Source organism: Celerinatantimonas diazotrophica (assembly GCF_004339545.1).
Lineage (GTDB): Bacteria > Pseudomonadota > Gammaproteobacteria > Enterobacterales > Celerinatantimonadaceae > Celerinatantimonas > Celerinatantimonas diazotrophica.
The window spans coordinates 149,629-175,215 of record NZ_SMGD01000016.1; the positions used below are offsets into that span (position 1 = coordinate 149,629).

Below are 25,587 nucleotides of genomic sequence, written 5' to 3' on the forward strand. Positions count from 1 at the left end.
TTATTCTGCGGTTCTGTTGCAACTTCTCGATGGATCGCTAAGCTCATTGATATTGTCCTTATGAAAGAGGTTCCTATGTTTATGTCACGAATATGGTTTATCGCTACGCTTTGTGGACTACTGCTAAGTGGCCAAGCCTTGGCGACAACATTGACCATAACAGGAAATGCATCAATGCAAGTGATGCCTGATATGGCAACCATTATGTTTACAGTGTCTAAGACAGCTAAGACAGCATCCACTGCAAAGCAACAAGCGGATCAGCGTGTGCGGGCTCTGCAAAATGAACTTGGTCATCAATCATGGCTTCATTTTAGTAGTGGTCAACTTCGAGTCATGCCTGTTTATTCGCTGGATACCAATAAGAACCGTCAATTGAGCGGCTATCAGGCAAGGCGCCCGGTTATTGTAAAGATTATGAATCTCGCCAAGTTAAGTGATGTTCTCGGAAGCGGGTTGCAAGAAGCAGATAGCGTGACGCAAATTCGGTATGATAGTTCTAAGCGCGCCAAATTAACTGAGCGAGTTCGCCTTGCAGCGCTTAAAAATGCCCAACTTATTGCCCATCAATTTGCAAAAGCTCTCAATAAAAAGGTGGTGTCAGTTGATTCGATTGATTATAACAATCGCATGCCCAATCAACCGATTCAATTACTTCGAGAAGCAAAATTCAGTTCTAATAGTTACCAGAGTGAAAGCCTTCGTATTGATGACTCGGTGTTGGTTCACTTTACGCTCGACTAATAAAAAAGCCTGCAAAAAGCAGGCTTCAAATAAAAAGCAAAGAGTTACCTTAATACAATACGCGAGCGCGAATAGTTCCATCAATTGCTTTTAGTTTTTCCAGCGCTGTGTGGCTCTGAGTGGTTTGTACATCAATGACCACATAACCAATACCACCGGCTGTTTGCAGATATTGGGCGGCAATGTTGAATTCATCATCTGCAAAGATTTGGTTAATTTTAGTAATCACACCGGGCTGATTGTGATGGATATGGAGCAAACGACTCGCGCCATCAGTATTGGCTGGTAGCGACACTTCAGGGAAGTTTACTGCAGACAATGTTGAGCCATTATCAGAGTATTTCACCAGCTTGGATGCTACTTCGGTACCGATATTCTCTTGAGCTTCTTGGGTACTTCCCCCAATGTGTGGCGTGAGCAGAACGTTATCAAATTCACGAAGCGGTGATACAAACTCTTCTTTATTTGATTTGGGTTCGCTTGGATAGACATCAATCGCTGCACCAGCAACTTTATCTGTTGCTAATGCTTGAGCGAGTGCATCAATGTCAACGACACTGCCTCGAGATGCGTTAATGAGCATCGCGCCATCTTTCATTTGCGCAATCTCTTCTTGACCAAACATCAATTTAGTTTGAGGGGTTTCTGGAACATGTAAGCTGACCACATCAGCACGATTTAAAAGTTCTTTCATCGTGCTGATTTGTCGGGCGTTGCCCAGCGATAACTGAGGTTCAATATCGTAGTAAATAACTTCCATTCCTACGGTTTCAGCTAAAATTCCCAATTGTGTTCCAATATGGCCATAACCAATAATCCCTAATGTTTTACCACGAGCTTCAAAGGCATTATTAGCTGATTTTTGCCACTCGCCACGATGGGCTTTGGCATTACGAGAGGGAATGCCACGTAACAACAAAATTGTTTCAGCGATGACAAGCTCGGCAACGCTACGGGTATTTGAGAATGGAGCATTAAATACCGGGATCCCCAAGTCCCTTGCCGCGTCTAAATCGACTTGATTTGTACCAATACAAAAACAACCGATTGCGACTAGTTTTTCCGCATGAGCTAAAACTTCTTTAGTCAGCTGAGAACGCGATCGAATCCCGATAAAGTGGACATCTTTAATTTTTTCAATGAGATCTTCTTTGCTCAAGGATGTTTTTAACTGTTCAATATTGGTATAACCCGCACTATGAAAGCTTTCGATAGAGCTGGGGTGTAACCCTTCGAGCAACAGAATTTTTATTTTATCTTTATCGAGTGAAAATTTTGACATGGTTTCGATCTACTCCGAATGTGTGCTGCATAACAGAGTTATAAATTAGCAGAAAAGTGATCCCGGGGAAATGTATCATTTTCCCGGAATTGAGGGGGATAAGTGATAAATTTGGTATATCGCGTAAATGTGATCTGAATCCTTTATGTTCAAATTTATATTTAGACATTTACTCTGAATTAGACCGTATTATCCAAATAAAAAAGCCAGCGGTAGGCTGGCGGATGGTTCGAGCTTTTAGCGTTCAGTAATGCCTTGGCTGGTTCCAATAATCACTTGGTCAGCGCCACGCAAGGCAAAAATGCCATTGGTGACAACACCAGGAATGTTATTAATGGCTTTTTCCATTGCAACTGGGTCAAGGATTTCAAAATTGTGCACATCTAAAATGATATTGCCATTATCAGTGACTACGCCTTGACGGTATTCAGGCATGCCGCCAAGTTTAACCAACTCGCGAGCGACATAGCTACGTGCCATGGGGATCACTTCAACCGGCAATGGAAATTGTCCGAGTACATCGACCTGTTTACTTTGATCCACAATACAGATAAAAGTTTTTGCGACAGCAGAGACAATTTTTTCCCGAGTCAGTGCGGCTCCGCCGCCTTTGATCATCGCATTGTGTGGTGTTATCTCATCAGCCCCATCAATATAGATGTCAAGTCGGTCAACACTGTTTAGATCTAACACCTCAATACCAAGTTTGCGCAATCGTTCAGCTGATTGAACTGAACTTGCAACTGCACCATCAAGTTGGCTGGCAATGGGTTTGAGTGCATCAATAAAATAGTTCACTGTCGAACCCGTTCCGACACCGATGATGGTTCCGGGTTTGACATATTTTATAGCCGCTTGACCAACGGCTTGTTTTAATTCATCTTGGGTCATAAAGATTATCTCAATCTGATATTTATTGACCAATTATACCCTTTTATGTGTCCATTCCCAGAGTCGTGATGGCGTGATAATACAATCAAGCGGTTGATCCCATGTTTCAATCGGCAGGTTTGGATAGCGTTGACTATCGTGGGCGATACCAATACTTGTTACGTTGTTTGATATGCTACTTAACGTCCTGTCGTAAAAGCCGCCTCCCATTCCCAAGCGGTTCCCGTATTGATCAAACGCAACCAGCGGCATTACTAAAATATCTAGCTGGTTAGCGGGTAAAATCTGTGAACAATTTAGTTTTGGCTCTAGGATATTAAAGCGATTAGCAACAAGTGGGGTGTGGGCGCTGTACTGTTGAAATAGTAAATGTCCGTGGCAAAAAGGATGTAATACTGGCAGATAAAGCTGTTTTCCTTGGCGCCAGAGTGCTTCAATGAGCGGTTTTGTTGACAACTCACCATCAAAGCTTAAATACAGCGCGATGTGACGATGCTGTTTGACCTGCGGATGCATGAGTAGTCGTTGGCAAACACATTGGGCAGCATGCTGTTGTTCACGAGAACTTAATGTTTGTCGCCGCGAGCGGATGTCGCGACGAATCAGCTGTCTGAGCTGCTCGCTACTCTGTGTTTCGTCCATATGACTGTCTTCAAACATGATTGATTCATTTAGAAATTATATAACAATGTAACTGACGTGACTGTATCTAAATGTTCTGGCGTATCATCACTATCGTTCAAGGATGGGTGGGTTTGATGCGTTAATGTGACGCTGGTTTTTAAGGCTAATGGTCCCCAGATACTACTAGTGAGTGATGTTTCACTGCGACTCATTGTATTGTACTGACCAATGTCACTGGAAAGTGTCTGATGAAAGGAGGCATTGGATGTAATGTTCCAAGTATAATCTAGGCCAAGATGGAAAATACCTTCATCGCGACCATCCGAAGATTCGTTATGTCGCCAACCTGGACCTAATTCGATGTCCATCGTTTGAGTATCGTTCTGGAATGCCCGAGAACCGTAACCGAGTGATGTGGTAATGGTGTTATCGATTCCATTAAATCGGTCATTTTCATAGGTGACCAATCCGTATGTATAACGATTTTTGCTCCAATCGCGGTTCACTTTGTAACTTGCATAGTATCTTTCGGCACTTACTTTTCCTGAATCTTTCGCATAATTGGCTTCAAAATCCGTGTTGTGCCGCCATTTACCATAGAAAAAATCCATGACTAGACGACCGTGGCCACTGGATGTATCACTATTGCCTGTGGCGAGATTCACGCCTGCTTCAGCCTCACCCGCATACCCTTTTTTTTGCAAATCAGAGTCGTTAATTTCAAATGCATTAACTTGGGTTGAATACAATAGCGCCAACAGAACGCCAACTGTTACCTTTTTCAGAATCAACCTCCAGCATGATCGTTCATATTTCATTTACCAGGCCCTAATAGCTCCGTTATTGGTGGCACTGGATAAATAAATCAATAGCTTTACTATAACGGAAAGCATAACAATGCTCATCAGTTATCACCAATAAGGTGGGTGAGATTTATCTGATGCTGTGAGTTATTCCTGTGAGAAATATCTGTGCAAGAAAGAGAAGAGAACCCAGGGTGGCGCTGTCAAGTTTTTCCCTTGAACCGAAAAGTTCAAGGCGGGCTATAAATTTAGTTACCGTAGGCTTCTCAGTACGTGCTGAGCTTGCTCAATAGCAATAAAGTATAACCCTTATACTGTAGTATCGGCAGAGGAGCAACTGACTGACGCTCACCCCAGGTATTAAACAGTTTAACGATTTATCGAACTATTTTCCAATAATGCCTGTTCGATTGTGTTTTGCAGAGAACGAATTCTCTCATCCATATTTTTAGCATACTCGATATTTTTCTGTTTTTCACAAAGAAGTTCAGAACTGAGATTTAGCGCAACCATCATCGCTAATTGTTCATTGTTACTTGGCATTTTGGCATGAGCCTCTGCTAGTCGAGCGGCTAGCTCTGCGGCTGCTTCATGCAGTGCTTGTTCTTGTCCTTCAGGACAAGCAACGCGATATGTTTTTCCTAAAAGGATGATATCTACTGCTTTACTCATCGTGATGGCCTGCCTATCTATGTTGCCGAGACTATATAGTGCCGATGTCTAGCTTGCAAGCTGAGATGCCTCTTTCAGTTTTTATTTGCCTGCTATATGAACAATATCTTACACTTTTATTCGCTTCAACATAGTGAAAAATCGCTAGCAATGATAGGATCATAGCTCAATTAAGGTATATAGGCTTATATCGTGAAAGAGATGACTTACCCGGATTATGCTGAGTTTGGTGAAATTTTAGCTGAGCATATCATAGCCACTCCCGCTGAAGTACATGGATTACTCTCTGGATTACTGGCAGGAGGTTTACCTGTCGATGATCAAAGCTGGCATGTCCATCTCAATGACCTATTTAACGATGGTTATGCGCTTCCTGTTGCATTGCAACGTAAAATAGAGAAATTGGTTGTGGTGAGTGAGCAGCTATACCGAGACAATCAATTTGCTTTTTATCCATGGGTCCCTTCGGACAATGATCCTCTCGATGAGCGTAGTGAAGCACTAGCCCAGTGGGTGCAGAACTTTTTAGTCGGATTCGCGTTGGTCTGTCAGGAATTAAGTAAGGCCCCGGATGATATTCAAGAACTGATCAATGACTTTAATCAGATTGCTCAACTTTCGTTAGAGTTTGATAGCGAAGATGAAGTGAATGAACAGGCGTTCTTTGAAGTCCTTGAGTATGTTCGAGTAGGGGCCATGGCCTGTTTTAACCATTATGCTTTGCGTCCATCTAATCCTGCGAGCAAAACTTTACATTAAGTACGTTTGTGACCATGCAATCAGAATCTTTTGATATTTTAATTTGTGGCGCTGGCATGGCTGGTGCCTCACTGGCGTTGTTATTAACTAACGTTAGCTCTAAGCCCGTTAAAATCGCATTAGTTGAAGCGAATTCTCTTGATTACGGACATCATCCTGGTTTCGACGCTAGAGCTATTGCTCTCTCTGCTGGAAGTATCGATATTTATAAGCAGGCAGGGATCTGGTCTGAGCTTGGCTGTTATGCGCAACCGATTAAGCATATCCATGTTTCTGATCGTGGTCATATAGGTCAGATATCGATTCATCACGATGAATATGCCATTGATCAACTCGGTGCGGTTATTGAATTAGCCCACGCAGGCCGGGTGTTACATCAACATCTGAGACAGCTTGAAAACGTGACACTGTTTTGTCCGGCCAAAGTTCAGCAAATCGATTCATCCAAAGCGCTACAACGGGTAACGCTAACTGATGGTCGAACTCTTGAAGCGAAATTAGTCGTCGGTGCTGATGGGGGGGCTTCTGATGTTGCAGCACAAATGAAGCTTGATTCTAATACGCTCGACTTTGGGCAAAGTGCTATTATTGCGAATGTGCAATGCAATCATCCTCACCAGAGTCGAGCGTTTGAACGTTTTACAGAACATGGTCCGGTAGCACTGTTGCCAATGCAGGATAACCGTTGGTCATTAGTTTGGTGTGTCAGCCATGAGCAAGTCGAGCCATTACGACAGTGCACGGATGAAACGTTTTTAACACGCTTACAAACAATGTTCGGATATCGGGTTGGGCGATTTGAAGTGGTCGGCAAACGGGATATTTATCCACTTGTTTTAACCACTCGCTGCGCACTATTTAGCCATCGCAGCGTCATTATTGGTAATGCGGCCCATAGTTTGCACCCCATTGCAGGGCAGGGGTTTAATTTAGGCATTCGTGATGCTGCAACGTTGGCTCAGCTATTAAAAGATACTGACGATCCAGGGGATTTTGCGTTGCTAAATCGCTATCGGATGATGCGCCGAGAGGATATAGCAACCACGGTTGGTTTAACGAGTGCCTTGGCAATTGGTTTTTCCAGTAGAGATAAGTTATCTGTGGTTGCTAGAAATGCCGCTTTAGCCGCTTTGGCTAAGATTCCAGTGTTGAAAACGTCGTTGGTTCGCCAGACATTGGGCATGCTTAAGGTGGAAAATAATGAAAGCCATTTCACTCACTGACAGTTTAAGGAAAAGGAATGCAAACGTTTGATGTTGTGATTTTAGGCGCCGGTATGGTGGGACTGGCCTTAGCGCGAGGCCTTGAAAAAAGTGCATTAAATATTGCAGTTGTAGAGCCTCACTTACCTGAGCCTTTGGCAGAGCAACGTGACTTTGCGCTTCGAGTGAGTGCAATTAGTCCGGCCAGTGAGTTGTTTCTCAATCAGCTAGGGGCCTGGAAACTTATCGAAAAGCAACGTTTGCAGAGTTACCAGCGGATGCATGTATGGGAAAAAGATAGTTTTGCTAAAATCGATTTTGATTGTCAGCAGGCTATCTTACCAGCATTAGGTCATATTATTGAAAATGAAGTTATTCGAGACAGTCTCTGGCAACAGGTCAGTCAGCAGTCCAATGTATCAGTGATCAATGAGGCCTGTGTTAAGTTTGAGCAAGGTCCGCGAGATGCTTGGTTACAGTTTGAACAAACAGGCGTTGTGACCGCGCAATTGGTCGTCGGGGCTGAAGGGGCTCATTCTTGGTTACGTGAACAATTGGATGTGCCATTAACGTTTTGGGATTATCAGCATCACGCGCTGGTCGCTACTATTCGCACAGAACTCCCTCATCAGAACTGCGCGAGACAGATTTTTACTCCGCAAGGTCCGTTGGCGTTTTTACCGCTCAGTGATCCACATTTGTGCTCGATTGTCTGGTCAGTTGAGCAATCTCGTGCAGAGCAATTGCAATCTTTCGATACGGCTCGTTTTAACCAAGAGCTGACTGTAGCTTTTGACGCCCAATTAGGACAATGTCAGAGAGTCTCCGCGCTTGAGTGCTACCCGCTGCGGATGCGCTACGCTCGACAATTTGCCGGGGAGCGTTTTGCGTTAATTGGTGATGCTGCTCACACCATTCATCCATTGGCTGGTCAAGGGGTGAATTTGGGACTGGCGGATGCTAAAGCGCTCGCTGCGATTTTGTGTCAGCTGAGTCAGCAGGGAGAAGATTTGGGTGAGTATAGATTCCTGCGTTCGTGGGAGAGAGAGCGCAAAACTCAGGCAATGGTCATGATTAGCGCCATGGAATTTTTTAAACAGCTCTTTAGTGGTTCAGCACCAGCTAAGAAATTACTCCGAGGAATAGGTATGCGAGTGACCGATCAATTGCCAATGGTCAAGCAACGCTGGTTAGCTAAAGCCCTAGATCTGGGATAGTCTTCTCAGTTGCTTATCGTTGTCCCTGTTCCCTATCGGCGATGGGGACAACAATGGTCGTTAAGCGCGAAGCTCAGATAGTCTATGGAGCCTTCGTAAAGTGAGCTGTTCTTTAATTTGCCCGCCCTTATAACCTGCTTGAATGATTTCTTGGATTGGAATTTGCTGTAACTGTTTAATATAACTCAGCAAAACTCGTTTTTGGGGATAATCATCTTGCTCATGGCCGGTGCGTCCTCGAATGTCGCTTTGGCAAACATCTAATAACTGTTCGAATCTCTCTGGTTTTCGCCAGACATCACATTGGTCAAATAAGTTTAGCAATTGCTCGTCACTAAGCTCGGCTTGTTTATGGCACTGAATGTGCCAGCGACAAGCTAGCACTGCTAAGTTTTGAATATGAGTGGGAACTTTAAGCCGCTGACACAATGCCTTAGTTGGCTGAACCCCGCGTTTATCATGACCATGATGACTTGGCCATTCATTTGGTGGGGTCAAAGCTTTGCCAAAGTCATGACACAAGGCGGCGAATCGAACCTCTATGTCAGTGCTTACTAGCGCTGCTTGCTCCAAGACCAGTAGCGAGTGGATGCCCGTATCAATTTCTGGATGCCAGTGGGCAGGGCCTGGAACACCAAATAAGGCATCAAGTTCTGGGAAGATAATAGATAGTGCACCACATTGGCGAAGTGTCTCAAAAAACACCTGAGGGGATTGGCTCTTTAGTGCTTTTTCCATCTCTTTATAGATGCGCTCAGCCGTGAGGCTTTGTAGCTCGCCGGAGTTTGCCATTTCGCTCATCAGTAGTATGGTTTCGTCAGCGATCGAAAAGCCCAAGTGTGCAAAACGAGCCGCAAAGCGAGCGACTCGCAAAACTCGTAGTGGATCTTCAGCAAAGGCTGGGGATACATGACGCAGTACTCTATCTTCAAGATCCTGGCGACCATGATAAGGGTCAATTAGACTGCCTGATGCACTTTGAGCAATTGCGTTAATGGTTAAATCACGACGTTGCAGGTCTGTTTCTAATGGGATATCTGGCCCAAATTCGCAGACAAACCCTGTATATCCATGGCCTTTTTTGCGTTCGGTGCGAGCTAACGCATATTCTTCGCCGGTGTTAGGATGCAAAAACACAGGAAAGGATTTACCAACTTGTTGATACCCCTTATCCCGCATTTGCTGAGCGGTCGCCCCAACGACAACATAATCGCAATCATTCACGGGCAAGCCAAGTAACTTGTCTCGCACCGCGCCACCGACTAGATAAATTTGCACAAACATCTCCCACTTCGTATTCAGATAGGTATTATACAGACTTTAATTAAGCGCAGGTGTAGGGGAGTGTAAAATTGTATCAGAGCTATTTCAATATGCGGGAGATGCCGTTTTCGATAGCCCCTAATCCTGATTTTTTATTTATCAGTCCTCGCCATCAAGAAGCCTTAGCCCACCTCAAATATGGTTTAAGTGATACTGGCGGTTTTGTTTTGTTAACTGGTGAAGTCGGCACGGGAAAGACGACTTTGGCTCGGACGTTGTTGCGTGACTTGGATAGTAAAATAGCCGTCGCAACACTGTTAAATCCGCAGCTCAATGGCACCGAACTATTAGCGGCTGTTTGTGATGGGTTTGGTCTCCATTATCCGAAGAAAGCTGGATTAAAAATTCTCACAGATGTCTTGGTTGCCTATTTGCAATCGCTACATGACCAAGGTGGTAGTGCGATGCTGCTAATTGACGAAGCGCAGCAATTAAGTATGGAAGCTCTGGAGCTCTTACGGCTGTTAACCAATCTGGAAACGGATACGCAAAAATTATTGCGTATCGTATTGGTAGGGCAACCTGAATTACAACTCATGTTACGACAAAAAGCGCTTCGTCAACTTTCGCAGCGCATTACCGCACGCTATCAATTACTGGCTTTTAACGTCGATGAAACGTCAGACTATATTGTCTATCGATTAAAGGTGGCTGGCTGTGATCGAGCACTATTCTCAGCATCGATTATTCGTAAAGTTCACCAATACAGTGGTGGGATTCCACGCTTGATCAACCTGTTGTGTGACCGAGCCTTATTAGAAACATATATGGCGGGAGAAAAACAAGTTTCACTCGCGCTTCTTAAGCAAAGTGCTAGTGAACTGGAATTACTTGGGAATGATAAAATTCCTCAGAAACGCTATAGGGGCACTTTTTTCGGAACGGTTTTAGTGGTTTTAATGCTTGCTTCATTTGGAATCGCTTGGAAGCTAACCCCTAGAGCTGTCAGTGATCAGGCTCAGTTAGACTTTAATCAAACTCGCCAGCAAAATAAGCAACGCTGGCAAGATCTAATTTCTCAGTCTTCGCAACCCAAGATAGCGATGGCCCAACTGATTCGTTTGTGGGGATATGCTGTGCCGTTATCTCAGGCTCGTTGTGAGTTGTTGCCGGCCATTCATCTAGCTTGCTTTAAGGGACATACTTCACTTTCACAACTCATTAAATGGGATTATCCGGTTCAGTTAAGGATCCAGGAGCAAGGGATGCGAGCTTATGCTCTGCTACGTTCAGTTTCAGGGAATTCCGTACAATTGTATTTAGGTAAGCATTCTCTGTCTGTGACCAAACATTGGCTGCAATCGCATTGGACGGGAGAGTATCAGCTTATTTGGAAGCCTGATCAAGATGATGCTGATGTCGTGCTAAAACATGGAGATTCGGGACCTAAAGTTCTTGCCTTGGCTCGGCAATTAGCGCTTTTTTACGGTCAAAAAATTCCTGATTCGTCTAAATATAGCAAAAGTTTACAACAACTAGTTGTTCGATTTCAGCGTGAACAAGGGTTAAAAGCCGATGGAGTTGCAACCATTCAAACACGCCTAGTGCTAAGTCATTTATTGCATTCAGAACAACCGAACCTAGAGGCCAGCAAATGAACTCATCGACTTCTTCTCGCTTTTGGTTTGGCTATAGCGCATTGCTGATAGCTGGGATAGTTATTACAGGTTATGGCGGGTATTGGAGTAAAATCCATTTAGCCCAACCTAAACTACTTGCGCCAATTGGGCAGAAAATCGATTTTCCAGCATTGCATGCGATCGAACAACCCGAGGCTAAAAAAGTGGATCTGATCGCTCTAAGGGAGCAACAGTTGGCTGAGAAGAGCGGTGATGTCCAAACGGCGGATGCTCAGCATGTGCCTGTGATAGCGAAGCAGCCATTGTCTGATTCGAGGAAGCGATCTAAGCAACCGATTATCGCTTTAACTGACATAGGTGCAACAATGCATATCCCGGCATTTGTCTACAATGCACATGTTTTTTCATCAGACCCTAGCTTGAGTTACATTCAGTTGAATGGTCGTACCCTGCATCAGGGAGACCACTTTCTCGGGATGACCGTGGTGAAAATTTTATATGGTAAAACCATCTTTAAAATAAAAAACCGGCTGGTTGAGCAGCCGGCTTTGGAAGATTTCAAACCATAAAGTTATCTTGAGATGACTAGGCGCTGTGATCGGCGGTTTTGGTGATTGTGGCTGTGATTGGCATCGAGCCATCATCGGTGTCGCCCAGATCCCGCAGTCTTTTTCCGGCCATTAGATTCGCTTCAATACGTTCTAGTTCAACCCCTTTCGTTTCAGGAACAAATATAATGGTGACGACGATAAAGATGATGTTCAAGGCGGCGTATAACCAGAAAGTATTTCCTGTACCAATCCCATTAATCAGGCTTAAGAAGGTTGCTCCTAACACCATGTTTGATACCCAGTTCATTGTGGTTGAACAAGCAATCCCAAAGTCACGGCCTTTTAGAGGCTGAATTTCAGAACATAAAATCCAGACCATAGGGGCAGCACTCATGGCGTAACCGATAATACAGATAATTGCCATGACAACGGCTAAATAACCAAATAATGGAGCGGTATGGCCGTGTTTAATTAACTCAAGTAGCCCCCCTAAGCAGAACATTCCCGCCCCCATAATGAAGAACCCAATTTTAAGTGCGGGTTTGCGTCCCCATGTATCAGTTACGCGAGAGACTAATGTTGTCACAATGACAAATGCTAGCCCGACAAATACGGTGCTGATCATTTGCTCCATATGGGTTTCAAATCCAGCCATTTTGAAAATGGTGGGAGCATAGTACATTAGAATGTTCATTCCAGTGAACTGCTGCATAAACTGCAGCGCAACCCCGAGAGCCACACTACGACGGAAATTTTTATTGCCGCGGAATAAGTCAAATCCAGCTTCTTTTACTTTTAGGCTAGCCATAATATCTTGATATTCTTGATTCGCTTCTCGGTCTGTTTGGCGTAGCGACAGTAGAATATTTTTAGCTTCAGTGCTGCGGCCTTTAGCGGCGAGCCAACGCGGGCTCTTAGGCATGAACCAGACTGCAAAAATTAAGATAACGGCAGGAATAACCAATACTGCAAACATCGCGCGCCAATTACCGAATAAACTAAAGAAAGTATCCGACAAAAACGCTACCACAATACCGATATTAACCATGACTTGATACATGGCAATTTTTTTACCACGTACTGCTTTATCGGACATTTCTGACAAATACAGGGGAGCCGCGTAAGATGCGATCCCAATCGAAAACCCTTGGATGACTCGGAAGACTAACATCATGTTAATATTCACCGAGACTGCACAGCCGACCGTACCGATGGCAAACAAAGCGCCACCCCATAAGAGACTGTGTTTACGCCCCAGACGAGATGACAACCAACTGTTAGCAATTGATCCCAGTGTTGCACCTAACATCATGGTACTGACTACCCACTCTTGTTGATGGATCGTAATGTGCCAATCTTGAGTGATAAATGGTAAAGCACCAGAGATAATCCCAATATCCAGACCAAACAACAATCCGGCGAAGGCTGCTGCAATAGTCACTAAACTTGTTTTAGTTGATGACATAATTAAAACCCCTTGAGAAGGTAAGATGTGCTTGTTGCAAGGCGACATCTTATGGGGCTTTATAAATCAGTAGATTGAGCCGATTCACATAATTTTAGGGGTGGCAATCTTGTCTATCAGTGTAGCTATTTTGTACATACTTTAAATAATGTCTATGTAACTAAATGATTTTAATTTTTTAAATCAATTAGTTATATAAATTTTATGGGGTTTTAAAAGAAAGAATATGTTAATAGATAGCGGATTAATCTATATATATAGCAATAAAAATAATAGGAGTTGGCTTGACCAACTCCAAAAAATCACATCCAGCGATCACTACTGCGTTTACGTCGGCGAGGCAGATAAGGAATAATTAAACCAATAATTAATCCTCCCCCAGCGACAATACCGCCTTTAATCAACCACTGCATCTGCACGTTCTGCTGAATATTGCCTAATTTCATGGTCAGTTTTTTATTCTCACTAACAAGTTTATTTAGATGGGTATTCAAGTCAGCCGTGCGCTGTTGTTCCGTTTTTAACTGTTGTTGCAAGTCAGTAATCAGCTTAGTTTTATCGCTCGCACTTTGCTCAGATGACTGTTTCAGAGCACTGAGCTTTTGTTGAGTTGATTTAAGCTGCGCGGTTGCGGTGTTAAGTTGCATTTGTAAACTTGGTGTGTTGGTAAGCTTATCTGCTTCTATCCAACCATCTTTATCTGAATTAGCAACTTTAATGTGGGCAAATTGACTGTCCTTGTCATATTCAATTTCATTGACCTTCTCACCAGCGTTGACTGTCCCGACAATCCGGTAATTATTTCCAGGACCAGAATGCATATAAATGAATAAATCATTGGTTACATAACGTGGTGCAGCTAATGTGCTGAAGCTAAGTCCTGCGGTCAAGACTGAAAGCAGTAGTTTGTATCTCACAAGCTATCTCGTTTTCGTTGCGAATCAAAGGGAATAAAGACATTTAGTGTAAGTCTTTCGTGAATGTCGCTCAACCACCATTGATGTAATAGCAAATGATCTCACATCAATTTCAACTGAACGGCAAAGAGCTCTAGGGACTGTTGACCTTTTGTGATTAGTTTTGCAGAAATCTGAGAGGGATTTAGGCAAGGTAAACGTTGTGCCGTGTCGTTATTCTCCACAAAGAACGTTTAACGCTGGATAAATCCCTCTCAGATACTGCCCTTGGGGTTCATTTAAACGCGTCCTGAACTTTGTTGCCCCCTGCTTGCTTAACTCATTAAGCGACGCAAGGGGCGCCGCGTTCAAAATGCGTTTAATTTGAACAAAATTCAACCACCAAAGGTCAACAGTCCCTAGTGATTCAGGTGTGATTTGACAAATTTAATGCCTAACAACACCTGAACCCAAATGTCTGTTTAATTAAAAACAAGCTTTAAGAATATAGTAGAAAATGATTGCAAAAACAGCCCCCGCAGGAAGGGTGATCACCCAGGAGATAACAATTTTTCGCACAATACCTAAATTTAATGCCCCAATGCCTCGCGCCATTCCTACTCCAAGAATGGCACCGACCAGTGTCTGAGTTGTCGAAATAGGTAAACCTGTTCCAGACGCAATGACGACTGTTGTTGCCGCAGAAAGTTCGGCAGCAAAACCACGACTTGGCGTCAGATGGGTAATGCCTTTGCCGACGGTGGCAATGACGTGATGTCCAAGAATTGCCAAGCCAGCAACAATTCCTAATCCACCAAGCGGGAGAATCCACCAAGCTATTTGTGCTTGAGTTCCGATCACTCCGCCATGGCCGATAATACTTACTACAGCGGCTAGCGGACCAATCGCGTTAGCGACATCGTTAGAGCCATGAGCAAAAGCCATTGAACAGGCAGTCATAATCATCAAAATACCAAAGATTTTTTCGACGTTGGTATAATGCATCTGCTGATCGGCATGGGGGTCAATATGCAGTCGATTAATCAACAATCGACCAATGATGGCAATCGCCAGACCAATGCCGATGGCCAATAAATAGCCCTGCATATCTCCGACATTTAGCCCAACATGCGATAGCCCTTTTTTGATGGTCACCAGAGACAGGATGAAACCGGCCATAAACATATAGACCGGGACATAGCGTTTGGCGGCGAGAATGGGATTTTCATGCTTAAAAATAAGTAACTGAGCACTGGTAAACAGCAGATAAGCAATCACCCCAGCAATAATTGGTGTGACGATCCAACTGCCGATAATGCCGGATAATTTTGACCACTCAACCGTGTGTGGTCCAGCCGTGACGCAGGCAAAACCGATGATGGCCCCAATGATCGAGTGAGTTGTTGAGACAGGCCAACCTTTATAAGAGGCAATTAATAGCCAAGCCCCAGCCGCTAACAACGCTGCAATCATGCCAAAAACCATGATATTTGGTTTATCAGCGAATAAGGCTGGATTGATAATCCCGTTACGAACTGTATTGGTGACTTCGCCACCGGCTAAATATGCGCCTGAAAACTCAAAGATCATCGCAATGAGTACGGCTCGTTTAATCGTTAAGACACCCGAACCGACCGATGTGCCCATGGCATTGGCAACGTCATTGGCACCAATGCCCCAGGCCATAACAAAGCCAAATATAGCGGCAAGCGCCACCAAAATGGCGCCATAATTCGCAATTATTTCCATAATTGAACAACCTGAAGATAAGACTTAAGCTCGGAAAATCATTAATTCCATACGGGCACCAACGCGAAGCGCTTGATCTGCCAGTTCGCCGACTTTTTCGATCATGTTATATAAAAACATGACGTCGACCGGATTAAGTTGAGCTTCCAATTGACGAAGTTTGAGTCGAAGACGGATTTGCATGGTATCAGTATCATCTTCGATTTGATCGAGCTCAGTGACCATTTTGGTGACCAAGTCGACTTCTCGTCCGCGAAAGCCTGTTTCCAGAAGATCTTCTAATTCGTGAATGGTTTCTTGGGCTTTTGCTGTCGCATCAAGAGAGCGTTTTAGGTAGGGCAAAAAGAGATCATGTAACTCTTTTGGCACATAGAGTTGTCTGCCAACCACTCGACCACTGATATCTTTTGCTTTATTTGCAATACGGTCTTGATGGGTTAGCAATTCAAGCAAATCAGATCGTTCAACTGGCATAAAAATACCACCAGGAAGATTCATCCGAATATTCCGTTTTAAACTATCAGCCTCTTTTTCAAGACGGTTGATCTGTTCCCGGTATTTTCCTGCTGTATCCCAGTTATCAGCGAAAACAGCTTCAAAAAAAGGAACTAAGCTTTCAGCACATTCATGAACTTTGCTGATATGCTCTTCTAAGGGTTTAATTGGCGATTTGGCAAATAAACCAAGTAATGTATTTGGCATAGCGTTTATTCTGTCTGACTATTGCGCCGCGAATCTTAACCGATATAAGCGTTCATGCAAGTAAATTCTGTACTTTCTTTATGGATTCATAATAGCAAACAGCTCAATAAAAAGCCATTTTAGGTCACTCGTTATAGGCATGAATATATATTTATATCATGAAGTTAGTATGGATATATCGATATCCAGATAACTAAAAATAGGGATGGTATTTTTTTGATATGACGCGATTGTTTAACGAGTATGATATCCTGCGTAAATTGCAATATTATGACTCTCAGCAACACTTGTTGGACTATGAATAGTGAAATTGAACTAAAGTTCTATCTACGGGATGATTCAGTGGCCCAAATCGAACCGATTTTGGCTAATTTTCCGATCTTACAGCATGAAGTTCGAAACTTGCGCAGTGTCTATTTTGATACCAAGCAGCGCCAACTTCGACGTTGGCGAATGGGACTTCGAATTCGCAGTGGTGATGAGCAAAATGTTCAGACGGTTAAAACCGCTGGTCGAGTCGTCGGGGGACTGCATGATCGCCCTGAATATAACCAAGTGATTGAAGGGACTCGGCCGCAACTTAATCGATTTGAAAACTTGCCTTGGCCTGAAGATGTTGAGCTGACGGAGTTGGAAGATGCGTTACTCCCAATTTTTGTAACCGATTTTCAACGTACGACTTGGCTTGTGGATTTGCAAAATGAAACGCTCGTTGAAGTTGCTTTGGATTCGGGAAAATTAGAGGTTGATGATCGCCAGGAACCGATTTGTGAATTAGAACTGGAACTGGTCAAAGGTGATGTAGGGCAACTGTTTTATCTAGCAGAACAACTCAGTTCACTCAATTCGCTAATCTTAGGTTCTACTAGCAAAGCAAAACGAGGTTATACGTTAGCGGATGGCCTTCCTGGCGAGCAGCCGGTTCGATTAGGATTTGTGCCGCTAGAAAATGACGATTCGTTGCCAACTGCTTTACATAAAAGTGTCGATTATGCGCTTTCACATTGGCAACGCCACCAGCAAGTCTATATTGATACTCTTTCTTATCGTGCATTAAGCGAACTCAAACAGGCCGCTCAGTTGATTCACCAAGAGATTTCAATGTACCAAGATGTGGTCGAATTTAGTTGTTCCTGGCATGACGACTTATTATGGCTCATTCGCCAGTTGGGATGGCTAGATGAGGCTTGCCATATCCAGGGACTGATCGATGATCAGGGTAAATTTATTCGTAAATTGACCAATAAACGGACGATTTTCCGGCAGTTGGAGCAACGTCTGAGCGAGCTTCCTGATTCGGATGAAGTGATAAAATTATTATCTTGTGAACGTTATAACCGTTTGATGTTAGGGCTGATTCAATGGGTGTATCAAAAAGAAGATATGCAAGCGAAAACGGCGTTGAGCCTGAATGAATATGCTAGTACAGCCTTGCAAGAGTGCTGGCAAAAATTGCGTGATTCTGAATTTGGTGAACAACTCTCTTTGGATTTCAATCAGTATACTCGTTTGGCCGGGCAACTGAAACGGAATATGATGTTGGGCAATTGTTTTGGAGCATTGTTTGAGCCAAGTAGTCGTGATGAGTTTCGTTCCTTGTGGCTAGATTTACTCGGCGGTATCGAAGATTTGCGGCTATTGGAACCGATTGCTGAATTAGCTGATGATAGTCGTGAAAATAAAGATGAAATCAAGCAGCTGCATAAATGGCTCAAACGTAAGCAAGACTCTATTACTGATGCGATGGAATTTACCCGTACCCAAGCGTTAAGCAAAGCCGATTACTGGCTTCTGCATCATGTCTCATAAATTTGTTATTTCTGTCACAGGTTGATAAAAAAAGCTGCTAAAAGCAGCTTTTTCTTTGTTTATTCTAATAAAACTCAGTAGTTTATAAAATAAGTTATAATTTTCATAATATGATTGGTGTTTATTTTTGATGCTCCCCCGAAAGATGTATTAATCTAAACTAGATTAGGTTTTCTGGAGCGGATCAGTCTGTCTTCTGGGGTCTAGACATGGGATGTATAAGGCAGCAATGTAAATTGTTTCGCTATTATTGTGAATTTATCGTGAAAACAAGGACTAATCACTTAAACTTTTGCGATATGGTTCCGATAAACAAACAATAGCGAATAATTTACGACAGTTGTTTTGTTTTAATTAATGCAAAGGACCCTCAGATGAAATCTGCAATGTTGTCACGATGGGAAAAGTTACTAACTAGGATCAGCCTAAAGCATAAGATTTATCTGCTTATTTTCTCAAGCCTCATTGTGTTAGTTGGTAAATTGTATCTAGATAGTTACTTAGTTAGGCAGGATGCAATGACGACTCAAGCTCAGACTATGCGTCAGGATGCGCAGAAATTAGCTGATTTGTCCAACCAGCAGTTGCATAACCCGGTTTACCTGAAAACACTGATTGATTCCAATGTTCATTATCAACTCTCTGTTGTTGACAAGAGTCAGCAGGTCATTGCCGGGGCTGAACTATCTGCCATTCCTAAGTTATCTCAGCTCACTTCCTCGGGGAATGTGTTTCGTTACGCTGTAAAACTTAATAATGGAGAGATTTTAGTTTTAAGTCAGCAAGAAGAGCCAATTGTTGCAGGGGCTAAACGGTTTTTCCAGCGTAGTCTTATTGTGACGTTGGTTATTGCTGTGTTTTTCGTTGTATTTATGGTTGCCGCCGCTAAGGTTTTAATTAAACAAGTTGAATTATTACGCCAGCAGTTGCGTCTAATGGCCACTAAAGATTTTACTCAACCGCAGCTGATGCATTCTAATGATGAATTTGGGAGTATTGAAACGGCTGCGAATGAGACACGCCTTGATCTTGAGAAGGTCTTGATTACACAGGGTAAAATGACCCAGGAATTACAGACGGTTGCCGACCAGATGACCATTTGTATGGATGAGACTAAAGAAGCAACCCAAGAGGAATTTGCGCAGGTTGATCAGCTGGCCACCGCGATGAGTGAAGTAGCGGCAACAGTCAATGATGTGGCCAATAATGCTGAACAGGCAGCGACTGCAGCGCAACAGGCCAATGAACTCGCGAGCCAAGGTAATCATGATGTGAACGCTAGTATTCAAACGATCAACCAGCTGGCAGATAATATTTCTCGCTCCAGTGATTCCGTACAGGCTGTCGAACAACGCGTGAATGAGATTGGCTCGGTCGTTGAAACCATTAACAGTATTTCTGAGCAGACTAATTTACTGGCACTTAATGCCGCGATTGAAGCGGCTCGGGCAGGTGAATATGGCCGAGGGTTTGCGGTGGTTGCCGATGAGGTTCGTAATCTAGCGAAAAGTACACAAAACGCAACGGTTGAAATCCATTCGATGATTGCTCAGCTTCGCGAAAGCGCAGGCCTGGCGAGTCAAATGATGGAAGAAAGCGTTCAATATGCCCAACGAAGTGTTGAACAGGTCAGCAATGCAGGGGATGAACTCAATCAGATTGTCCAACAGGTCTCGCAGATCACTCAGATGAATACGCTCATCGCAACGGCCTCGGAACAACAACGTGAGGTGACTCGCGAAATGGATGAGAACTTAATTCAGCTTAAAGATCTGATAAAAGCGAGTGTCACAGTGATTGATGAATTATATGAAACATCACAGGTGCTCTCTAGCCATGGGCAAGGATTGGGACAAATGGCAGCAGAGTTCCGTCTGGATAGTCGAACTGAATCATGATGTCGCATTCTCATCAATCGTGGCTTAAGCAACTTCATCATTGGCCAGCGCTTCAGCAACTGGGGATGCAGCGATTTGAACAGTTCACCGAAAAAAAAGATGAACCGTTAGTTGTTGAGAAAGATCTTGTCATCGCAGCATTGGCGGTCAGTGATTTTATTTATATGCGGCTGATGCAAAATCCGGCTTGGCATGCTGCCTTGGCGGCAACGGTCAATGAGCTTGCTGATTGGCTTGATGAGCCATATTGTTGGCAGGCGATTGAGCGACTAGATGAAAAATCAGCCCGTCGTTGGCTCCGAGAATATCGCTCGCAATTTATGTTACGCGTTGCCTGGCTTGAGCTTTCAGGCCAGATTGAGGTGACGCAGAGTGTACAATACCTGTCAGAATTTGCCCAGCTAGCCATTAATGTCGCCCTCAAATGGCTTGTTTGCCATAACCAGCCATTATATGGGATGCCCGTTGACGACCATGGGCAGGTACAAAACCTTCACGTATTGGCAATGGGGAAGCTTGGAGGGAAGGAACTCAACTTTTCTTCAGATATTGATCTGATCTTTTGTTATCGCGAACAGGGATATACAAAGGGAGGGCGTCGAGAGTTACCAAACCAACAATATTTTATCCGTTTAGGGCAACAACTCATTAGTTTCTTATCACACCCTGAAATGAGTGGATTTGTTTTTCGAGTTGATATGCGGCTGCGACCATTTGGAGAGGCCGGACCACTAGCCGTCAGTTATTCCGCGCTTGAAGATTACTACCAAAATCATGGTCGGGATTGGGAACGATACGCTATGGTCAAAGCCCATTGTATTAACGATACAGTGGCAAATCAGCAACTAAAACAACTATTGCGGCCTTTTGTTTTTCGTCGTTATATCGATTTTAGTGTGGTGGATGCACTGCGTCGTATGAAATCTTTGATTCTCTCTGAAGTGCACCGCAAACAACGTTGGGGGGATATCAAGCTGGGGCGCGGAGGTATTCGTGAAATAGAGTTCATCGTGCAAGCCCAGCAGCTGATTTGGGGGGGACGGCTACCCGCTCTGCAGCAAACGAACCTGCTTAAATCACTTGAGCTGTTACGAAGTGAAAATATCATTAGCCAAGAGCATTACCAAGTTTTAAAAGACAGTTATCTGTTTTTACGCCGCATTGAAAATTATCTGCAGGAATTGGATGATCAGCAAACCCAGTTATTACCTCAAGATGAGCTCAATCAAACTCGTCTAGCTTGGGTGATGGGGCAAACCGATTGGTCCAGTGCCTATCAGACTATTGAGTCTGTATTGGCTGATGTTAGCGGTTGTTTTGATGAGCTTTTTGGGCATTCTTTATGTGAATTAACGCCTATTGATAATCGCTATGAAATCCTTTGGCAAGCGAGTTTAGATGCTCACAACTCGATATTAACCGATGAGTTAGACGTTGAGATGGCGGCGTCTTTGGTTGAGTTTCGCACTTTGGCTAATCAGCGACTGATCGGGGAAAAAGGTCAGGTAACGCTTGACCGATTGATGCCGCGGTTGATTCCAATGTTATTAGCCTATGAGCATCCTCAGCGGTTGTGTCAGCGCGTTTTACATTTGCTCGCTCAAATTCTGTCTCGTAGTACCTATTTGCAACTGCTGTTGGAAAATCCTGGGGCCCTTAAACAGCTTCTGAAATTATGTGATGCCAGTGCCATGGTGGCAGAGCAGCTTAGTCGTTATCCTTTATTGTTAGATGAGTTGCTTGATCCACAACTTTTGCACCGAGTCTGTGCTGAAAATTCTTATACGCAAGAGCTTGACCTGTATATGTTACGTATTGCTGCAGATGATCTTGAACTACAAATTGATGCTCTACGTCAGTTTAAACAGGTTCAGATGCTACGCATTGCAGCAGCTGACATCGCAGATATGTTGTCTCTTATGAAAGTCAGCGACCATTTAACCGTGCTCGCCGAGGCATTGGTTGCAAAGGTGGTCAATTTAGCATGGCAACAAATGGTGGAGCGATATGGTTATCCCTCCGGGGTGAGCGATGATATTCAACGAGGTTTTGCTGTTGTTGGATATGGCAAGCTGGGAGGCATTGAACTGAGTTACAGTTCAGATCTAGATTTGGTCTTTATTCATAATTGTGAGACTTATGAACCGACCTCTGGGCCTAAAGTGATTGATAGTAAACAATTTTACCTTCGCTTGGCGCAGCGTATTATGCATTTATTTCAGACTCGGACTCGTTCAGGTATTTTGTATGAAGTCGATATGCGTTTGCGTCCATCGGGTAATGCTGGATTATTAGTTAGTTCTTGGTCAGCGTTTGCCGATTATCAACGGACTCAAGCTTGGACCTGGGAGCATCAGGCGTTAGTACGCAGCCGAATGCTGGAAGGGGATGATATGTTGCGCGAGCATTTTATTGTGCTGCGCCAAGAAGTGCTATCTCGGCGAAGAGATTTATCAGCATTAGCTGAGCAGATTAAACAGATGCGGGAGAAAATGCGAGCGCATTTGGACCGCTCTGATGCTCAGCATATTGACTTGAAACATTCCTCTGGGGCGATGGTGGATATTGAGTTTATCGCCCAGTTATTGGTGTTGGCTTATGCTCATAAGGTACCTGAATTGCTGCGTTGGCCCGACAATATTCGCATTTTCAGTGCAGCGACAGATGCTGAAATAATTACCAAGGAGCAATCGCAATTACTTTGCCAAAGTTATATCTATTTACGCCGCACTGGCCATCATCGAGTTCTCGATGGACAAAGCACTTTGGTTCCTAGAGCATTGCTTGATGAGAATGTATCTGTGTCGATGCATGCGGTACAGCAGCTGTTTCAAACATTGTTAGATGCACTTACTCAGTAAGGGTATGCTTCACCGTCAGGGCGTGATTTGAAGCGTCGATGGATCCACATGTACTCGGGGATCTGCTGCAAAATTGCTTGTTCGATCTGCTGGTTTACAGCGGTTGCATCTGCTATTTCATCACCACTTGGAAACTCACCATTATGTTCAAATGGTTTGATTACGAGTGTATAGCCCGGTTTGGCCTTATTGCGTCGTGCGTAACTAATAATTGGTCGAACCCCTTTGACCCTTGCCAATGTGGATGTGCCTTTGACTGTTGCAGCATTGGGTTGGGCAAATAAAGGTGCAAAAATAGACACCTTTTTACCATAATCATGGTCCGGAGCATACCAGAGTGCTTCGCCTTTGCGCAGCGCCTGCACCATACCGCGGACATCATGGCGATCCACCAAATAATGGTTGCAGCGAATGCGTGCTCGGTGCTGGAAATGCTCATAGACCGGGCTCCGGTTTGGGCGATAGACCCCAACTCCTGGGTCGAGGGTGCCATACATACGAGCATGCCATTCTAGAGTATAAAAATGCATGCTGATGATGAGGATGCCACCCTTAGGCGCGTCACGACGCAGTTTTTCTAAGTAATCGCCTCCTTCAACTTGCATGTGTTTAACAAATCGGTGTTGCGACCAGAACCAAGCCGTTGCTGTATCGACCATCGCCAGTCCAAAATGCTCAAAAGTCTCATCGACCCATTGTTCGACTTGCTCTTTGCTGGCCTCGGGAAAGCAGATCTCAAGATTGCGTCGAGCGATATGGCGGCGTGATTTAAGTATTCGTTTGGCTAACCGGCCAATTGCTTTACCCAACGCCCACGAGAGGCGGGAAGGTAAAATTGATAAAAAATAGAGAAACCCAATGATCAACCAGGCGCCCCAATGTTTTGGCAGAAATGCTTGCCATTTGAGGCGAGGAGGTGTGGTGATTGCCATTCAAATACCGTTTAACCCAAAAAATTTGTCGATCTTGTTTAAAGGGGGCTATTGTAGTTGAAAATTCGCTGTTTTTGAAAGCCCCTATGATAGACTTTGAGCTATTAATAACAGAATAAGCGTTTGAAACGATAGGATTGGTAATGCAAGTAGATCTTCCTGAATATGCGCCGGCGAAAGTTCTCGTGGTTGGGGATGTCATGTTAGATAGGTACTGGCATGGCGGCACCGGGCGAATCTCTCCTGAAGCACCTGTTCCGGTTGTGAATGTTAAACGCAACGAAGAGCGTCCGGGTGGGGCGGCCAACGTTGCTTTAAACGTCGTGGCTCTGGGCGCAAAGTCAACATTATTAGGAATGACTGGTAATGATGAAGCAGCCGATTCGCTGGATAATATTCTCTCACAAGTTGGTGTTTGCTGTGATTTTGCCAAATTTGACGATTATCCGACGATTACTAAATTGCGGGTGATGAGTCGCCATCAACAGCTCATTCGTCTGGATTTTGAAGAAAGTTTTCACGGTGTCGATGCCGCTGAGCTCATTGCTAAATTTAAGTCTCATTTAAGTTGTCATCAGGTCGTGATCTTATCAGATTATAATAAAGGGGCTTTGGCACAAGTGAAAGCGCTGCTCAGTGCAGCTAAACAGAGCAATATCCCTGTATTAGTTGATCCGAAAGGCACCGATTTTAGCCGTTACTATGGAGCAACGTTATTAACACCGAACTTCTCTGAATTTGAGGCCGTGGTCGGGCCCTGTCAAAGTGAACAAGAAATCGCCGATAAAGGGTTTGCTCTGATTGAAAAATTGGCGTTACAGGCATTACTGGTGACTCGCAGTGAGCATGGGATGACGCTGTTAGAACCGGGGAAAAAGCCACTTAATTTGCCAGCTCAAGCGAAAGAGGTCTTTGACGTGACAGGGGCCGGCGATACCGTCATTGCCACGCTTGGGGCAAGTCTGTCTGCAGGGCAATCACTGGCTCAGAGCTGCGCATTAGCGAACGCCGCTGCGAGTATCGTCGTGGGTAAAATGGGGACTTCAACTGTTTCTGCTCAAGAGTTGGCTAAATTTATCTACGGGGGAAATGACAGCGGTTATGGTGTTATCAGCCAGTTGCAGCTCCAAGAGGCCATACAGATAGCTCACAGTCGTGGTGAGAAAGTGGTGATGACCAACGGTTGTTTTGATATTTTGCATGCTGGGCACGTCTCTTATTTGAGTAAAGCAAAAAGTTTAGGGGATCGGTTAATTGTTGCTGTGAATGATGATGAATCAGTGCGGCGACTTAAGGGCAGTACGAGGCCCATTAATCCGCTCGAACGACGGATGGCAGTACTTGCTGGATTAGCGGCAGTGGACTGGGTCGTTAGCTTTAGTGACGATACCCCGCAGCAATTAATTGCGGATCTATTACCAGATCTATTGGTGAAAGGGGGGGATTATCAGGTGGAGCAGATTGCTGGACATAAAGAAGTTCTTGCTAATGGCGGCGATGTTAAAGTGTTGAATTTTGAAGATGGCTGTTCGACCAGTAAAATTATTGAAGCGATTAAAAAAACCGGCAAAAACGAATAACTACCCCTTGTTGCCGGTAGACCTGAGAATGAATTCATTCTCAGGTC

21 protein-coding genes and 1 other RNA gene are annotated in these 25,587 nt (G+C 44.1%); 10 read left to right on the forward strand and 12 right to left on the reverse strand.

All coding sequences use genetic code 11. The annotated features are described in order from the left end of the window. The first annotated feature begins 75 nt into the window (after positions 1 to 75). Positions 76 to 744, forward strand: a complete 669-nt coding sequence (locus EV690_RS15360; RefSeq protein WP_165872776.1) for an SIMPL domain-containing protein — start codon at positions 76 to 78, stop codon at positions 742 to 744. Between the two features lie 49 nt (positions 745 to 793). Here the strand turns inward: EV690_RS15360 and serA are convergent, their stop codons facing one another. From serA to zapA, 6 genes are all read right to left on the reverse strand, one after another. Continuing rightward, positions 794 to 2,026 carry a phosphoglycerate dehydrogenase gene (serA, locus tag EV690_RS15365; RefSeq protein ID WP_131913893.1) on the reverse strand — a complete coding sequence of 411 codons (1,233 nt, stop codon included), beginning with the start codon at positions 2,024 to 2,026 and terminating at the stop codon, positions 794 to 796. Between the two features lie 237 nt (positions 2,027 to 2,263). Next, on the reverse strand, positions 2,264 to 2,917 hold the full coding sequence (gene rpiA / locus EV690_RS15370) for a ribose-5-phosphate isomerase RpiA (protein WP_131913894.1): 654 nt from the start codon (positions 2,915 to 2,917) through the stop codon (positions 2,264 to 2,266). A 33-nt stretch (positions 2,918 to 2,950) separates the two neighbouring features. After that, entirely contained in the window at positions 2,951 to 3,577 is a 627-nt protein-coding gene (locus EV690_RS15375) for a 5-formyltetrahydrofolate cyclo-ligase (protein WP_224054988.1), read from the reverse strand. An 11-nt stretch (positions 3,578 to 3,588) separates the two neighbouring features. Then, positions 3,589 to 4,359, reverse strand: a complete 771-nt coding sequence (locus EV690_RS15380) for a DUF481 domain-containing protein (protein WP_131913895.1) — start codon at positions 4,357 to 4,359, stop codon at positions 3,589 to 3,591. Between the two features lie 167 nt (positions 4,360 to 4,526). Next, positions 4,527 to 4,707: non-coding RNA, 6S RNA (ssrS, locus tag EV690_RS15385), on the reverse strand. Positions 4,708 to 4,713: 6 nt separating this feature from the next. Beyond that, positions 4,714 to 5,016, reverse strand: a complete 303-nt coding sequence (gene zapA, locus EV690_RS15390; RefSeq protein ID WP_131913896.1) for a cell division protein ZapA — start codon at positions 5,014 to 5,016, stop codon at positions 4,714 to 4,716. Positions 5,017 to 5,217: 201 nt separating this feature from the next. On the opposite strand from zapA, the gene EV690_RS15395 reads away from it, so the two are divergent. The 3 genes from EV690_RS15395 to EV690_RS15405 are packed head-to-tail and all read left to right on the forward strand — an operon-like array spanning position 5,218 to position 8,194. Then, entirely contained in the window at positions 5,218 to 5,775 is a 558-nt protein-coding gene (locus EV690_RS15395) for a UPF0149 family protein (RefSeq protein ID WP_224055039.1), read from the forward strand. 14 nt (positions 5,776 to 5,789) lie between these two features. Further along, positions 5,790 to 6,998 (forward strand): 2-octaprenyl-6-methoxyphenyl hydroxylase, encoded by a 1,209-nt coding sequence (gene ubiH / locus EV690_RS15400; RefSeq protein ID WP_131913898.1) that lies wholly within the window; start codon positions 5,790 to 5,792, stop codon positions 6,996 to 6,998. 17 nt (positions 6,999 to 7,015) lie between these two features. Next, positions 7,016 to 8,194, forward strand: coding sequence for an FAD-dependent monooxygenase (locus EV690_RS15405; protein ID WP_131913899.1), 1,179 nt, complete (start codon positions 7,016 to 7,018; stop codon positions 8,192 to 8,194). 60 nt (positions 8,195 to 8,254) lie between these two features. Here EV690_RS15405 and EV690_RS15410 read toward each other — a convergent pair whose 3' ends face one another. Further along, positions 8,255 to 9,472, reverse strand: coding sequence for a multifunctional CCA addition/repair protein (locus EV690_RS15410; RefSeq protein ID WP_131913900.1), 1,218 nt, complete (start codon positions 9,470 to 9,472; stop codon positions 8,255 to 8,257). 74 nt (positions 9,473 to 9,546) lie between these two features. Between EV690_RS15410 and EV690_RS15415 the strand changes: the two genes are divergently transcribed. Together EV690_RS15415 and EV690_RS15420 are read left to right on the forward strand one after the other, a co-directional pair. Then, complete coding sequence (locus tag EV690_RS15415; RefSeq protein ID WP_131913901.1) at positions 9,547 to 11,115, forward strand: ExeA family protein; 1,569 nt, start codon at positions 9,547 to 9,549, stop codon at positions 11,113 to 11,115. Further along, positions 11,112 to 11,666 carry a general secretion pathway protein GspB gene (locus EV690_RS15420; RefSeq protein WP_131913902.1) on the forward strand — a complete coding sequence of 185 codons (555 nt, stop codon included), beginning with the start codon at positions 11,112 to 11,114 and terminating at the stop codon, positions 11,664 to 11,666. The genes EV690_RS15415 and EV690_RS15420 overlap by 4 nt, the downstream gene beginning before the upstream one ends. Positions 11,667 to 11,682: 16 nt before the next feature. Here EV690_RS15420 and EV690_RS15425 read toward each other — a convergent pair whose 3' ends face one another. The 4 genes from EV690_RS15425 to EV690_RS15445 all read right to left on the reverse strand — a co-directional run bounded on the left by EV690_RS15425 (position 11,683) and on the right by EV690_RS15445 (position 16,460). Next, entirely contained in the window at positions 11,683 to 13,113 is a 1,431-nt protein-coding gene (locus EV690_RS15425) for a sugar porter family MFS transporter (protein ID WP_131913903.1), read from the reverse strand. A gap of 302 nt (positions 13,114 to 13,415) precedes the next feature. After that, complete coding sequence (locus tag EV690_RS15435) at positions 13,416 to 14,030, reverse strand: TIGR04211 family SH3 domain-containing protein (protein WP_131913904.1); 615 nt, start codon at positions 14,028 to 14,030, stop codon at positions 13,416 to 13,418. Between the two features lie 465 nt (positions 14,031 to 14,495). Next, entirely contained in the window at positions 14,496 to 15,758 is a 1,263-nt protein-coding gene (locus tag EV690_RS15440) for an inorganic phosphate transporter (protein ID WP_131913905.1), read from the reverse strand. A gap of 24 nt (positions 15,759 to 15,782) precedes the next feature. Beyond that, positions 15,783 to 16,460 (reverse strand): TIGR00153 family protein, encoded by a 678-nt coding sequence (locus EV690_RS15445; protein ID WP_131913906.1) that lies wholly within the window; start codon positions 16,458 to 16,460, stop codon positions 15,783 to 15,785. Between the two features lie 297 nt (positions 16,461 to 16,757). On the opposite strand from EV690_RS15445, the gene EV690_RS15450 reads away from it, so the two are divergent. The 3 genes from EV690_RS15450 to glnE all read left to right on the forward strand — a co-directional run bounded on the left by EV690_RS15450 (position 16,758) and on the right by glnE (position 23,028). Further along, a complete protein-coding gene (locus EV690_RS15450; RefSeq protein ID WP_224054989.1) occupies positions 16,758 to 18,269 on the forward strand; it encodes a CYTH and CHAD domain-containing protein in 1,512 nt (503 codons plus the stop codon). A 374-nt stretch (positions 18,270 to 18,643) separates the two neighbouring features. Then, the gene (locus EV690_RS15455) at positions 18,644 to 20,167 is read left to right on the forward strand and encodes a methyl-accepting chemotaxis protein (protein ID WP_131913908.1); all 1,524 of its coding nucleotides are present in this window, start codon (positions 18,644 to 18,646) and stop codon (positions 20,165 to 20,167) included. After that, positions 20,164 to 23,028, forward strand: a complete 2,865-nt coding sequence (gene glnE / locus EV690_RS15460) for a bifunctional [glutamate--ammonia ligase]-adenylyl-L-tyrosine phosphorylase/[glutamate--ammonia-ligase] adenylyltransferase (protein ID WP_131913909.1) — start codon at positions 20,164 to 20,166, stop codon at positions 23,026 to 23,028. Before EV690_RS15455 ends, glnE begins: the two co-directional genes overlap by 4 nt. Here the strand turns inward: glnE and lpxL are convergent. Next, the gene (gene lpxL, locus EV690_RS15465) at positions 23,022 to 23,960 is read right to left on the reverse strand and encodes an LpxL/LpxP family Kdo(2)-lipid IV(A) lauroyl/palmitoleoyl acyltransferase (RefSeq protein ID WP_131913910.1); all 939 of its coding nucleotides are present in this window, start codon (positions 23,958 to 23,960) and stop codon (positions 23,022 to 23,024) included. The genes glnE and lpxL overlap by 7 nt on opposite strands. A 143-nt stretch (positions 23,961 to 24,103) precedes the next feature. On the opposite strand from lpxL, the gene hldE reads away from it, so the two are divergent. Continuing rightward, the gene (gene hldE / locus EV690_RS15470) at positions 24,104 to 25,540 is read left to right on the forward strand and encodes a bifunctional D-glycero-beta-D-manno-heptose-7-phosphate kinase/D-glycero-beta-D-manno-heptose 1-phosphate adenylyltransferase HldE (RefSeq protein WP_131913911.1); all 1,437 of its coding nucleotides are present in this window, start codon (positions 24,104 to 24,106) and stop codon (positions 25,538 to 25,540) included. Positions 25,541 to 25,587 lie beyond the last annotated feature (47 nt).